At 73.7% G+C, this 12,961-nt stretch carries 15 protein-coding genes; 3 read left to right on the forward strand and 12 right to left on the reverse strand.

Features of this window, described 5'->3' with window-relative positions:
• Positions 1–50 precede the first annotated feature (50 nt).
• The 4 genes from ABZ914_RS33960 to ABZ914_RS33975 all read right to left on the reverse strand — a co-directional run bounded on the left by ABZ914_RS33960 (position 51) and on the right by ABZ914_RS33975 (position 3,927).
• A complete protein-coding gene (locus ABZ914_RS33960) occupies positions 51–1,577 on the reverse strand; it encodes an acyl-CoA synthetase (protein WP_500198279.1) in 1,527 nt (508 codons plus the stop codon).
• An 88-nt stretch (positions 1,578–1,665) separates the two neighbouring features.
• Positions 1,666–2,121 carry a MaoC family dehydratase gene (locus ABZ914_RS33965; RefSeq protein WP_190868470.1) on the reverse strand — a complete coding sequence of 152 codons (456 nt, stop codon included), beginning with the start codon at positions 2,119–2,121 and terminating at the stop codon, positions 1,666–1,668.
• Entirely contained in the window at positions 2,118–2,999 is an 882-nt protein-coding gene (locus tag ABZ914_RS33970; protein WP_500198294.1) for an amidohydrolase family protein, read from the reverse strand. The genes ABZ914_RS33965 and ABZ914_RS33970 overlap by 4 nt, the downstream gene beginning before the upstream one ends.
• A 16-nt stretch (positions 3,000–3,015) precedes the next feature.
• On the reverse strand, positions 3,016–3,927 hold the full coding sequence (locus ABZ914_RS33975; protein WP_500198281.1) for an SDR family oxidoreductase: 912 nt from the start codon (positions 3,925–3,927) through the stop codon (positions 3,016–3,018).
• 107 nt (positions 3,928–4,034) lie between these two features.
• Between ABZ914_RS33975 and ABZ914_RS33980 the strand changes: the two genes are divergently transcribed.
• The gene (locus tag ABZ914_RS33980) at positions 4,035–4,484 is read left to right on the forward strand and encodes a MarR family winged helix-turn-helix transcriptional regulator (RefSeq protein ID WP_500198282.1); all 450 of its coding nucleotides are present in this window, start codon (positions 4,035–4,037) and stop codon (positions 4,482–4,484) included.
• A gap of 486 nt (positions 4,485–4,970) precedes the next feature.
• Complete coding sequence (locus ABZ914_RS33985) at positions 4,971–5,294, forward strand: hypothetical protein (protein WP_500198283.1); 324 nt, start codon at positions 4,971–4,973, stop codon at positions 5,292–5,294.
• 25 nt (positions 5,295–5,319) lie between these two features.
• Here ABZ914_RS33985 and ABZ914_RS33990 read toward each other — a convergent pair whose 3' ends face one another.
• The 4 genes from ABZ914_RS33990 to ABZ914_RS34005 form a co-directional block, all read right to left on the reverse strand.
• Positions 5,320–6,507, reverse strand: a complete 1,188-nt coding sequence (locus ABZ914_RS33990; protein ID WP_500198285.1) for a hypothetical protein — start codon at positions 6,505–6,507, stop codon at positions 5,320–5,322.
• On the reverse strand, positions 6,504–7,340 hold the full coding sequence (locus ABZ914_RS33995; protein ID WP_500198286.1) for a phosphate/phosphite/phosphonate ABC transporter substrate-binding protein: 837 nt from the start codon (positions 7,338–7,340) through the stop codon (positions 6,504–6,506). Before ABZ914_RS33995 ends, ABZ914_RS33990 begins: the two co-directional genes overlap by 4 nt.
• Positions 7,337–8,479, reverse strand: coding sequence for an acyl-CoA dehydrogenase family protein (locus ABZ914_RS34000; protein ID WP_500198288.1), 1,143 nt, complete (start codon positions 8,477–8,479; stop codon positions 7,337–7,339). The genes ABZ914_RS33995 and ABZ914_RS34000 overlap by 4 nt, the downstream gene beginning before the upstream one ends.
• A gap of 91 nt (positions 8,480–8,570) precedes the next feature.
• A complete protein-coding gene (locus ABZ914_RS34005) occupies positions 8,571–8,753 on the reverse strand; it encodes a hypothetical protein (protein WP_190868477.1) in 183 nt (60 codons plus the stop codon).
• Positions 8,754–8,891: 138 nt separating this feature from the next.
• Between ABZ914_RS34005 and ABZ914_RS34010 the strand changes: the two genes are divergently transcribed.
• Positions 8,892–9,179 carry a Fe-S cluster assembly protein HesB gene (locus ABZ914_RS34010; RefSeq protein WP_190868478.1) on the forward strand — a complete coding sequence of 96 codons (288 nt, stop codon included), beginning with the start codon at positions 8,892–8,894 and terminating at the stop codon, positions 9,177–9,179.
• Positions 9,180–9,186: 7 nt separating this feature from the next.
• Here the strand turns inward: ABZ914_RS34010 and nadE are convergent, their stop codons facing one another.
• The 4 genes from nadE to ABZ914_RS34030 form a co-directional block, all read right to left on the reverse strand.
• A complete protein-coding gene (gene nadE, locus ABZ914_RS34015; protein ID WP_500198289.1) occupies positions 9,187–10,026 on the reverse strand; it encodes an NAD(+) synthase in 840 nt (279 codons plus the stop codon).
• A 139-nt stretch (positions 10,027–10,165) separates the two neighbouring features.
• On the reverse strand, positions 10,166–11,968 hold the full coding sequence (locus ABZ914_RS34020) for an ABC transporter ATP-binding protein (protein ID WP_500198290.1): 1,803 nt from the start codon (positions 11,966–11,968) through the stop codon (positions 10,166–10,168).
• A 114-nt stretch (positions 11,969–12,082) separates the two neighbouring features.
• A complete protein-coding gene (locus tag ABZ914_RS34025) occupies positions 12,083–12,223 on the reverse strand; it encodes a hypothetical protein (RefSeq protein ID WP_208265844.1) in 141 nt (46 codons plus the stop codon).
• Between the two features lie 160 nt (positions 12,224–12,383).
• A partial coding sequence (locus ABZ914_RS34030; protein WP_500198292.1) for a S26 family signal peptidase occupies positions 12,384–12,961 on the reverse strand: 578 nt, incomplete at its 5' end.

Genomic DNA, 12,961 nt, shown 5'->3' on the forward strand with positions numbered 1-12,961 from the left:
GGGGGGCGTCGGCGGCTCGGCCGCGGTGGGGGCCCGCCCCCCGCCGCACGTCAACGGGCCGGGGGTGGGAGGGGGAGGTCTCGGAGGCGGGCCTTCTGCACCTTGTTGGAGCCGGTGCGGGGCAGGTCGTCGACCACGTCCAGGTACACGGGGATCTTGTACCTGGCGAGGCGGCCGGCGAGGAACTCCCGCAGTTCGGCGAGGTCCAGCGCGGCGCCGGGGGCGGTGACGACGAAGGCCCGGCCGACCTCGCCCCACCGGGCGTCGGGGACGCCGATCACCGCGGCCTCGGCGACGGCCGGGTGCTCGAAGATCGCGTTCTCGACCTCCGCCGGGTAGACGTTCTCGCCGCCGGAGATGAACATGTCCTTCACCCGGTCGACGATGTAGAAGTAGCCCTCGTCGTCGACGTGGGCGATGTCGCCGGAGCGGAACCAGCCGTCGTCGGTGAACGCGGACGCGGTCGCGTCGGGGGCGTTCCAGTAGCCCGGCGTGACGTTCGGCCCCTTGATGACGACCTCGCCGGGCTCGCCGGGCTCCACGTCCGTCAGGTCGGGGCGCACGCAACGGACGCCGGTGAAGAACACCGGCACTCCCGCCGACCCGGCCTTGCGCTCGCTCTGCGCGGCTTCGAGGAACGTCGCGCCCGGCGCCGTCTCGGTGAGGCCGTAGCCCTGGCAGAAGACGAGGCCGCGCTCCTGGTAGGTGTGGATCAGCCCGGTCGGCACCGGCGCGCCGCCGGACATCAGGCTGCGGACGGACGACAGGTCGGCGCCGTCCCAGCGCGGTGACTGCGCGAGCGCGGCGAACATGGCGGTGACGCCGAACATCCAGGTGACGCGGTGCCGCTCGATGAGGTCGAGGCATTCCTCGACGTCCCAGGACGGCATGATGACCGAGCATCCGCCCTTGAGGAACGTCGGCAGCAGGCACTGGTTCAGCGCCGCGACGTGGAACAGCGGCGCGCTGACCAGCGTCACCTCGTCGCCCGCGACGTCCACGCCGACGAGCAGGTTGTAGCAGTTCCAGACGAGGTTCCCGTGGGTGAGCATCGCGCCCTTGGGACGTCCGGTGGTGCCGGAGGTGTAGAGGATGCACGCCACGTCGTCGAGCGTGACCTCCGTGTCGGTCGGGACCGGGTCGCCGCCCGCGAGCCACTCCTCGTAGGCGGGTTCGCCCTCGGCGGGCTCGCCGACCGCTACGACGGTGGCGGGCGCCCGCTCGGCCGCGCGGACGACCGACGCGCATTCGGGGGCGTAGACCAGCACGGACGCGCCGCTGTCGCCGAGCATGTAGTCGATCTCCGGCGCGGCGAGCCGGAAGTTCAGCGGGACGAAGACGGCGCCGAGCACGTGCGCGGCGAACATCGTCTCGACGAACGCCGGATGGTTCGGCCCGAGGTAGGCGACCCGGTCGCCCTTGCCGACGCCGGCGGCGCGCAGCCGGCCGGCGAGCCGCGCCGTCCGGTCGTGGACCTCCCCGTACGTCGTCGGGCGGTCCCGGAAGACGAAGGCGGTGCGGCCGGGCGACATCGCGGCCCGCCTGGCCGGCCATCCCCCGAGTCCTGCGTTCACCACGGTGTTTCACTCCTCTTGCTGAGCAGCGTTTGCGGATGGCCGGCCGCGCGGCCCGATCGGGGCCGGGGCGGGCGGGCGGGAAGGGCGGTCAGGCGTAGTGGCGGTAGACGGCCTGGGCGACGCAGGCGGGCTTGGCCTCGCCGTCGATCTCGACGGTGAAGTCGCAGACCATCTGCACGCCGTTCCCCGGGACGTCGGTCACGTCGGCGACCCGGCCGGCGAGCCGGATCCTCGAACCGACGCGGACGGGGCTCGGGAACCGGACCTTCTCCAGGCCGTAGTTGATGCTCATCTTCGTGCCCTGGATGCCGAGCAGGTCGTTGAACAGCGGGATGACCAGCGACAGCGTCAGGTAGCCGTGCGCGATGGCCGCGCCGAACGGGCCGTCCTTGGCCTTCTCGGGGTCGGTGTGGATCCACTGGTGGTCGTCGGTGGCGTCGGCGAAGGTGTTCACCCGGTCCTGGGTGATGTCGAGCCAGCGGCTGTGGCCGAGGTCCTTGCCGGCCAGGGCCTTGATCTCGTCGAGACCGGTGACGGTGATCATGCGTTCTCCTTGCCGGTGAGCCCGAGCAGCCGGGCGGCGTTGTCCTTGAGGATCTTCGGGCGGACCTCGGGCTTGATCTCCAGCTTCGCGAAGTCGGCGAGCCAGCGGTCCGGGGTGATGACGGGGTAGTCCGAGCCGAACAGCACCTTGTCCTTCAGCAGGCTGTTGGCGTACCGGACGAGCTGCGGCGGGAAGTACTTCGGCGACCAGCCGGACAGGTCGATGTACACGTACGGCTTGTGGTTGGCGACGGCGAGGGCCTCGTCCTGCCAGGGGAACGACGGGTGCGCCAGGATGATCCGCAGCTCGGGGAAGTCCACGGCGACGTCGTCCACGAGCATCGGGTTCGAGTACTTCAGCCGGATGCCCCCGCCGCCGGGGACGCCGGCGCCGATGCCGGTCTGCCCGGTGTGGAACAGCGCCGGGACGCCCAGCTCCTCGATCGCCTCGTACAGCGGGTACGCGAGCGGGTCGTTCGGCGCGAAGCCCTGGATGCTCGGGTGGAACTTGAACCCGCGCACCCCGTACTGCTCGACGAGCCGCCGCGCCTCGCGCACGCCCGCCCTCCCCTTGTGCGGGTCGACGCTGGCGAACGGGATCAGGACGTCAGGGTGCTCGACGCAGCTCTCGGCGACCTCCTCGTTGGCGATGCGCGGCCAGCCGGTGGCGTGCTCGGCGTCGACCGTGAAGACGACGGCCGCCATGCTGCGCTCGCGGTAGTAGGCGGCCATCTCGGGGATGGTCGGCTGGCGGTGCCCGTGCGCCTTGAAGTACTCCTCGGACGCGCCGAACAGCTCCGGGCTCAGCGAGCCGTGCCCGTCCTTGCTGATCTCGGCGTGGGTGTGGACGTCGATCGCGGTCAGCGCGTCGACGTCGATCGTGAGGTCGGCCATGTCAGTCCTCCGGTGCCTTCGGCGCGGGCATGCCGTAGGTCTCCGGCTCGGCGCCCACGCCCGTGCTCCACTCTTCGGCGATCGCCTCGGCGCTCCAGCCGCCGTCGGCGAACGCGACCGCCTTCTCCTTCGGGTGCGCCCACAGCGCCAGCCGGTCGCCGCCGATCCCGATCGCCTGCCCGGTGACGTCCTTGGACGCGTCCGAGGCCAGGAAGACGACCAGGCCCGTGACGTCCTCGACGGTGCCGAGGCCCTCGTCCTTGCGCAGCCAGTCCGGCAGCGGCTCGCCCGTGCGCTCGGACTCCTCGATGACCGGGCCGAACGCGGGGATCGTCTTGGTCATCTCGGTCGCCGCGACCGGCACGACCGCGTTCACGGTGATGTTCGCACGGGCCAGCTCCATCGCCCAGGTGCGCGCCATCGCCGCGATGCCCGCCTTGGCGGCGGCGTAGTTGGTCTGGCCGAAGTTGCCGCGCTGCCCGGCCGGGGAGGAGATGAGGATCAGCCGCCCGCCCGTGCCCTGCTCGCGCATCCGGGCCGCCGCCGCGCGGGCGCAGGTGAAGGTGCCGCGCAGGTGGACGCGGACGACGTCGTCGAAGTCGTCGTCGGTCATCTTCCACAGCACCCGGTCCCGCAGGATGCCCGCGTTGGTGATCAGCACGTCGAGCCGGCCGAACTCCCGGACGGCCGTGCCGACCAGCTCGTCGGCGGTCTCGGTGCCGCCGACCGCCGCGACGACGCCGGTCGCGGTGCCGCCCGCCGCGGTGATCTTCGCGACCGCCGCGTCGACCGCGTCCCGGTCCACGTCGTTGACCACCACCGAGGCGCCGGCGGCCGCCAGGGCCTCGGCGTAGGCGAGGCCGAGGCCGCGCCCGCTCCCGGTGACGACGACGACCTTCCCGTCCAGTTCCATAGCTCCCCACAATCGACAGGAATCCTGTTGATGGCCAGTGTTCACATTCAACAGGTTTCCTGTCAATGCCCTACCCTGGACGCGTGCCGCGCGACCAGGGAGAGCCGATGACCGACAGCCCGCCGCCGACGACCGCCGGCAAGTCGCCGCCGTCGCTGCTGTACCTGGTCAAGCGGCTGGAGCTGCTCGTCCGGTCGCGGCTGGAGGAGCTGGTCAGGCCCGCCGGCATCACCGCGCTGCAGTACACGGCGCTCACCGTCCTGGAGCGGCACGACGGGCTGTCGGCCGCCCAGCTCGCCCGCGACTCGTTCGTCACCGCGCAGTCGATGGCCGACATGGTCCGCGCCCTGGAGACCCGCGGCCTCGTCCGCCGCGAGCGCAACCCCGCGAACCGGCGCGAGCTGCTCATCCTGCTCACCGCCGCCGGACGCGCCCTGCTGGACGATCTCGCCGGGCCCGTCGGTGAGCTGGAGGAGCGGATGATCCGCGACCTGACGTCCCGCCAGGTCGGCCAGTTCCGCACCACCCTCACCGACACCTGGCGCGCCCTCTCCTGACGAGGGGCCGGGCGCCGCCGCCCGAATCGCCGCCCCGGACGGCGTTCCCATGGCAAGATCAGCCGACCCCCTTGAAGAGCGGAGGCGGCGGCTGTGCAGCCACCATCGGACCAAACGCCGTACGGAAACGGCGGATCCCCCTACGGCGCTCCCCAGCAGACGCCCTACGCCGGTCAGCCTTACGCTGGTGCGCCGTATGGCGGCCAGCCCTATGGCGGTCAGCCGAACGGCGGGCAAGCGTATGGCGGGCAGCCCTATGGTGGTGCGCCTCATCCCGGTCAGCCGTATGGCGGCCAGCCCTACGCCGGTCAGCAGCCGGCCCCGTACGCGCCGCCTCCGCAGCAGACGCCGTACGGCGCGGCGCCCGGCCAGCCCCTGCCCCACGGTGCGCAGCAGACCGCGCACTACGGGACCCAATGCCGCTTCTGCGGCTGCGTCCCGGCGGTCGACACCACCTTCCGCGGCCACCGCGGCATGATCCTGATCATGTCGTTCCTGCACACCAAGGGACCGTTCTGCCGGGACTGCGGCCTGGCGGTGTTCCGGGACATGACGGCGAAGACCCTGATCGGCGGCTGGTGGGGCTACGTCTCCTTCGCCGCGACGCCGATCACCGTGCTGATCAACCTCACCCGGCGCGGCAAGGTCGCCTCCCTGGCGCCGCCGATGCCGCCGCCCGACGGCGGCCCGCACCGCCGCCCCGCCGATCCCGGCCCGCCGCTGATGTCCCGCCCGATCGCCATCATCGGCGCGCTCGTCCCGCTCCTGCTGGTCGTCCTGCTCCTGATCGTCGCCGTCGCCGGAGGCTGACGGGCCGTGGCCCGGCACCGGCGGGCTACATGAAGTTGCGGGTGTGCAGGGCGGACAGCTCGGCGGCCTCGCCGTCGGGGAAGCCGAGGTGGGCCAGGCGGCGCCGGCGCCCCTCGTCCATCTCCCTCCGCAGGTCGAGCACGGCGGCGTGCCCGCGCCGGACGGCCCGCGGCGACCACTCGCCGGCGGCGAGGAGGACCAGCGCGTCGAAGACGTCCTGGTTGAGGCCGGTGGACGCGGCGAGGGCGTCGTGGCGGCGCTCGACCGCCGCCCGGAGCCGCGACCGGAAGCGCGGATCGGCCTCGGTCCGGTGCCGGAGGTGCGCGACGCCGAACGCGACGTGCCGGGCCTCGTCCTGCCGGGCGAGGCGGACCGCCCGCCGGGTCACCGGGTCGGGGGCGTGCCGGTCGAGGAACGCGAGCAGGGTGAGGAAGGTGCCCTCGCCCAGCACCGACAGCAGGAAGGACGCCAGCGAGAAGTCGGGCTCGGTGAGCAGGGTGGCGAGGGACGCGCGGCCGCCGGCGGCGGACGTGCCGAGCGGCCCCCCGCGGAGCGCCGCGCGCCGCGCGAACACCTCGACGTGCCGGGCCTCGTCCGACGCCTGGACCGCCAGGAGCTGCACGACCTCGCGGAAGTGCGGGTGGACCCGGGCGAGCAGCCGGGCCGGGACGACGAGCGCGGCCTGCTCGTTCTCCACGAGGTAGGTCATCACCTGGACGACGGCCCGCTCGATGTCGGGCGGCAGGGTGAAAGGGGCGTCCCACGGGACGGCGGTCGCCGGGTCCCACTGCGCGGACGCGGCGTGCGCGTAGAGCGCGGGGGCGATCTCCGCCCAGACCACGTCGCGCTCGGCGAGGTCGAACGCCGGTTCCGGACCGCCGGGTTCGACGAGCGCGCCCCGGGCGGCCAGGCCCCAGTGCGCGGGCGCCGCCGCGACGACGCCGTCCGGTCCCCCCGCGCCGCCCGCGCGTTCCGCGCGCGCCCAGCGGTCGGTGCCTCCCGGGACGATCCAGGCGAGCACGGGTTCCTCGCCCGCCGCGACGGTATGGCCGCGCGGACGGCACCACGCGCGCAGGTGCGCGTCGAGCAGCGGGTCGCGGCCCCGGACGCCGAGCCGCGCGCCCGGCGGCAGGTCGCCGAGCGCCCGCTGCACGAGCAGGTGCGCGCCGCTCTCGAAGCCCAGGTCCTCGAGGTCGAGGACGGGGTCGGTCAAGGCCGGTAGCCCGGCGCGGTGATCGCGCCGGCCGCATCGTAGAACCCCTCGTCGTCCACGGCCCGTTCGAGGAGCGCGTAGCCGCCGGTCCGCGCGGGGCGCCAGGCGGTGAGCCCTTCGAGGTCGAAGAGGGTCCGGACGTCGGGGTCGGACGCGTCCATCGACAGCAGCAGGTCCCGGAACCGGTCCGTCTCGGGCGTTGCACGGGCGGCGGTCATGGTGCAGTGGTCGTAGGGACGCGTCCGGCCGATCACCCGGGTGCCGCCCGGGGGCAGCGTGCCCTCCCGCACGAACAGCAGGTGGCAGGAGTCGACCATGCACGCCGCCGCGACGTCGCCGGACATCATCGCGCGCGCCGCGGCACGCTCGCCGCCGACGTGGTCGCCGTGCAGCCCGACCCCGACGTCGAACCGCCGGACCGCGACCTCCTCCCCGGGCCGGAGCCCGTGCTCGCGCAGCAGCGCGGACGGGAGCAGCGTGGCCTGCGGCGAGTCGATCGCGCCGGTCCCGACCGTCTCGCCCTTGAGGTCGGCGACGTCCTTGTACGGGGAGTCCTCCCGGACGACGACCACCGAGGTCAGGTCCTGGTCGGTGTCCCGCATGACGAGCGGTTCGAGCCGTTCGCCGGCCAGGCGGCGGGCGCGGACCCACGCCAGCGGCGAGTTCCACGCGACGTCGACGCGTCCCGCGACCAGGTCGTCCACCTGCCGCTCGTAGTGGGAGTAGAGGACGAAGTCGACGTCGAGCCCCTGCCGGGCGAACCAGGCCCGGAACCCCGCCCAGATCGTGACGACCTTGGGGTCGTAGGCGACGGCGCCCATCAGCAGCGTCATCCCGAGGCCCCCTCGAAGAGCGGCATGCCGAGGCTCGCCCGCCCGACGAAGTCGTGCAGGGCCTGCGTGGTCGGCGCCATGACCCGGGCCGCGAGCGAGTCGCGGAACAGCCGCTCGACGCCGCACTCCTTGCGGAACGCCGCGCCGCCGCACAGCCGCATCGTCGCGTCCGCGACCTCGGACGCCGCCTCGGCGGCGACGGCCTTGACCTCCAGGACGCGCAGCGTCGCGTCCTCGCGCCCTCCGGCGAGCGCCGCGAGCGCGTCGCGCAGGAACGCGCGGACCTGGTCGGTGCGGATCCGCAGCTCGGCGAACCGGGCGCGCTGCATCGGCTGGTCCGCCAGCGTCCGCCCGAGATGCTCCAGCCTCGTCCGGGTCAGGTGCGCGGCGGCCTCGGCGGTGAGCGCCTCCATCAGCCCGAGCGAGAACGCCGCGCTCAGGACCAGGAAATGGGGCAGCGCCGTCGCGAGGGCGATCTCCAGGCCCTCCCCGTCCGGCCCGAGCATGTCCTCCCGGTCGACGAGGACGCCGTCGGCCTTCACCGGGCTGGACGCGTTGCCGCGCAGCCCCAGGCCGTCGAACGCGCCGAGGACGCTCAGCCCTTCCCGGTCCCGCGGCACCAGCCACAGCGTCATCGGCCCGTCGGCGTCGAGCGGTCGGCTCGACCAGACGTAGCTGTCCGCCTCGCCCGCCGAAGTGACCCAGCTCTTGTCGGCGTCGAGCCGCACGCGCCCGCCGTCGCCGGACGCGGCGGCGGTGCCGAGCGGCGCCCAGAAGTGGCTGCGCGAGCCCGCCTCGGAGAACGCGAGCGTGCCGAGGTGCGCGTCCCCGGCGATCGCCTCCCGGACGTCCTTCGGCCCGTGCGCCTCGATCAGCGCGGTGGCGGCGTAGTGCATGAGCAGGACCATCGCCGTGGACCCGCAGGCGCCCGCGAGCCGCTCGACGACGTGCGCGGCCGCGCCGAGTCCCTCGCCGCGCCCGCCCGCCGACTCGGCGCTGATGAGGCCGAGCAGGCCGGCGTCCGCCAGCGCGCCGACGTTCGCGCGGGGGAAGGCCCCGGCGCGGTCGACCTCGGCGGCCCGCGGGCGAATGGATTCCTCGATGACGTCCTGAATGGCGCGCGCGTAGTCGTAGGACAACCGTCCGCTCCTTTTCGCGTTGGATTCACGGAGCGTCGGCGAAATGGCCGGAATCACCGGAGGCGCCGACGCGGCAGAGTGCCCGCCGGCGCTATTCGAAGTCGTCGGGGCTCAGATCCTCGAGCGCGCCGCCCCGCCCCTCGGGGGACGTCGGCGAGAAGCCCTCCTCCTCGTCCGGGCGCTTCCGGCGCCGGGACGCGTCCTCCCCGCCCTCCGTCCGGGAGCTCTCCGGCTCCTCGTCCCCGGCACCGCCGCCGGCCGTCGGCTCGCTCATCGTCTCCCCCGAATATCGCTGGTCAGGCCCTTCCCTTACCCGTGGCGCGCGTCACGGATTCGGTGCGGAGACCCCGGGGTAGACAAAATGCGGCACTCATGGCCACCGGTTGGTTCAAGCGAGGCTCAGGAGTTCGTTGTGCTCATCGTCACGGGAACGGCGGCCAGCGCCATCCGCAATCTGTCGTGCGGGCCGGGCCTGCCGGGCGGTGCCGGCATGCGGATCGCGCCGCTCGACGGCGACGCCTCCCTCCTCGCCGTGACGCCGGCGGAGCGCCCCGCCTCGACCGACGAGGTCGTCGAGGCGGAGGGCGCCCGCGTGTTCCTGGACTCCGCGGCGGCCGCGTACCTGCACGACAAGGTCCTCGACGTCCGCCTCGACGACCAGGGCGCGGTGTCGTTCCTCATCACCGCGCCGACCCGCTGAGGACGGTTCAGCGCCACCAGTCGTCGAGCGGCGAGACCGGGACGGTCCGCTTGTGCCGGGTCGCGAGGTAGACCGACTCCACCTTCTCCGCCACCTCCGGGGGGACGTCGACGCCCTCCAGGTAGGCGTCGATCTGGCTGTACTTCAGGCCGAGCGCCTCCTCGTCGGGCAGCGCGGGCCGGTCGTCCTCCAGGTCGGCGGTCGGCACCTTCTCCCAGGTGCTCGGCGGCGCGCCCAGCTCCCGCAGCAGCGCCGCGCCCTGCCGCTTCGTCAGGCCGGTCAGCGGGGTGGCGTCCACGCCGCCGTCGCCGTACTTGGTGAAGAACCCGGTCACCGCCTCGGCGGCGTGGTCGGTGCCGACCACGAGCAGGCCCAGCTGCCCGGCGATCGCGTACTGGATCACCATGCGCTCGCGGGCCTTGATGTTGCCGCGCACGAAGTCCCGCAGCACCGGCTCGCCGTCCAGCAGCTCGCGCAGGCCCTCCGCCGCCTCCCCCGCGACGGCGTCCGCGCTGGGCCTGACGTTCACCGCGATCGACCGGTCGGGCCGGATGAACTCCAGCGCGACCCGCGCGTCGTGCTCGTCCGCCTGGACGCCGTACGGCAGCCGGACCGCGACGAACGTGGCCTCGTGCCCCTCGGCCCGCAGTTCCTCGGCGGCGAGCTGGCACAGCCGGCCGACCAGAGTGCTGTCCTGCCCGCCGCTGATCCCGAGGACGTAGCCCTTGGCCGAGGTCGACCGCAGGTAGTCCTTGAGGAAGGCGACCCGCTCCCGGATCTCGTCCGCCGGAACAATGGACGCCTTGACGCCGAGCTCGTCGATTATCCGCTTCCGTAGGTTCGTCACCGGCACACTGTAGCCGAAACCACCGCAACGTCCAAATAACCCGGAATGCGGTTATCATTGGCCACGGTAGCCATTTCGCTATTGTGCGCATCATCGAATATCTGCGCGCTGCTCGGCCGCCGTTATCCGGGGCGGCTCGTCAGCTTCTCGCGTATCCGTCGGCTTGGAGGGTGAAAAGGCGGGCGTACTCCCCCTGCAGCGCCATCAGCTCGTCGTGGGTCCCGCGTTCGGTGATCCTGCCCTCGCTGAGGACGACGATGACGTCCGCGTCGCGGACCGCGCCGAGCCGGTGCGAGATGAGGACGCTGGTCCGGCCCCGGCGGTGGCGGCGCAGGGACGCGTGGACGGCGTGCTCGGCCTCCGCGTCCAGGCCCGAGCTCGGCTCGTCCAGCAGGAGCAGGTCGCGGCTCTGCCGCAGGAACGCGCGGGCGAGCGCGAGGCGCTGCCACTGCCCGCCCGACAGGGCCACGCCGGAGCCCTCGTCGCGGTCGGCGAAGATCCTGCTCAGCATCGTGTCGTAACCGCGCGGCAGCGCCTCCAGGGCGTCGTGGACCCCGGCGCGGGCGGCGGCCTCCCGGATGCGGTCCGGGTCGTCGCCGGACGCCAGGTCGCCGAGCATGATGTTCTCGGCGGCGGTGAGGTCGTACTCCATGAAGTCCTGGAAGACGACCCCGATCCGCTCGCGGAGCTGCGCCGGGTCCAGGTCGCGCAGGTCGACGCCGTCCCACCGGACGGAGCCCTTGTCCGGGTCGTACAGCCGGCACAGCAGCTTCACGAGCGTGCTCTTGCCGGCGCCGTTCACCCCGACGAGGGCCACGCTGCGGCCGCACGGGATGTGCAGGTCGACCCCGCGCAGGATCCAGGGGTGGTCCTCGCTGTAGCGGAACCACACGTCGCGGAGCTCGATGCCCTGCCGCAGTGCGGGGACCGGCCGGCTGCCCGGCCGGACCGGCATGTCGGGCTCGGCCTCCACGATCGCGGTGTAGTGGCCGAACAGCAGCAGGGCGTTGTGCGCGTCCGCCCACCGGTCGACGATGGAGGTCAGCGCCGCCTGGACCCCGGCGACGGCCGCGACGAACATCGTCACGTCGCCGGCCGTGATGCCGCCCGACGCGGCCGCGAGCACGGCCCACACCAGCCCGCCGCCCGCGACGAGCCCGCCGACCAGGGCGAGCAGCCCCTGGCCGCGCAGGGTCTTCAGGTCGACCCGCCGCTCGGCGGCGTTGGTGGCGAGGACCTCGTCCAGCATCCGGGCGCGGAAGAAGTCGCCGAGCCCGAACAGCCGCACCTCCTTGGCCGCCTCGGGCCTGGTCAGCAGCTCTCCGTAGAAGATCTCCCGCCGCATCCCCGGGCTGATCCGCCACATCGTGCGGGCCCGCTCCCGGCTCAGCGCGAGCTGGACGCGGACCGCGGGCAGCGCCGCCAGGAAGATCACCGCGACCAGCAGCGGGTTGATCACCAGCAGCGTGCCGACGAACCCCGCCATGGTGATGGCCGCCTGCGCGACGGTCAGGCCCCCGACGATCAGCCGGTCCGGCGCGTTCTGGCTGGACTCGTGCGCCAGCCGGAGCGTGTCCTGGAACTCCGGGTCCTCCAGGCGGCGCAGCCCGCCGTGCGCGTTGACCGCCCCGAACAGCCGGGCCGCGACGAGGGCCCGCACCGCCCGGCGCAACTGGGCCTGCGCGTAGGTGGAGGCGTGCGGCAGGACGACGACGCACAGCCCGCAGGCGGCGAGCCCCACCGCGAGGGCGGGGAGGGCGTCGTGGTTCCGGTGGGTGGTGAGCGCGTCCAGGACGCCCTTCGTCAGCCACGCCGTCGCGACCGGCGCGAGCCCGGTGAGAACGGCGAGCAGGACCGCCCCGGCGGTCGCGCCGGGGTGCGCCCGCCAGGCGAGCGCGGCCACGGCCGCGGTCCGCCGCGGCGTCCGCTCCGCCCGGTTCACGTGCCCGCCGTCATCGGCAGGTCGAGCGCGCAGTGGACGCCGTCGAAGACGACGCTCGCGACGAGATGGGGCAACGATGGTCCCTCGGGGCGGGCCGGCCGTGGCCGCGCCGGCTCAGCGGCAGTACGTCTTGCCGGCGTAGATGCAGCAGTGGATGCCCGTGGAGGTCCACCAGCAGGCCTCGGCGCGGGCGGTGGTCTTCGGCAGCATCCTGCCGAGGAGGCGGTCGCCGATGCGGTTGACTGCACGGATCATGGGGGATCTCCTCACGTCGAGCCGGGCCGAGCCGGCTGCGGGGTTCCGACCGGCGCACGCTGCCGAGATGATCAGCGCTCGCTGGCCCAGAAGCTAACCCCGGCGATCCGCACCGACAAGGGGCCGGCCGCCGCCCGTCCCCGTCTTGTGCACTCTGCGATCAAGGTCCGCCGGGCGTTGGTGCTTTCTGCCATGCCGCCCGCTCTTGACGCGGCGCCGGCGTGATGGTCAGACGGCGCACCACCACGCCGAGCAACCGGTCCCCCGGGTACAGGCCCCGCTGCCGCGAGTCGACGCTGTCGGGATTGTCGCCGAGCACCGCGAGCGCCCCATCCGGCACCGTGCCGCCCGCGCCGGCGATCCCCAGCGGCACGGGGTCCCCGGGGATCGCGGCCACGCGCTTGACGTTCCAGGTCCGTCCGTCCGGGCCCGCGGGACCCGGCAGGTACGCGCCGTCCGGGGGCGGTTCCAGCACCACGACGTCCCCGCGCCGCACCCGGTGCAGGGGCCGGCGCCGCGCCAGCACGCGGTCGCCGTCGCGCAGCGTGGGCAGCATGCTCGCGCCGTCGACCGTCACGACCACCAGGCGGGTGCGCGCCCACCCGAGCGCCACCAGCGCGCCCGCCGCGAGGCCCGCCGCCGCGAGGCCCGCGCCCCCGGGAAGCCGTCCCCGCGCATTCGACATTCGGCTCATGGCCGACGGATGGTAGCCGCCGCCGGCGGGCCGCTCACAGCGGC

The sequence above is a fragment of the Spirillospora sp. NPDC046719 genome (assembly GCF_040645715.1).
Classification (GTDB): domain Bacteria; phylum Actinomycetota; class Actinomycetes; order Streptosporangiales; family Streptosporangiaceae; genus Spirillospora.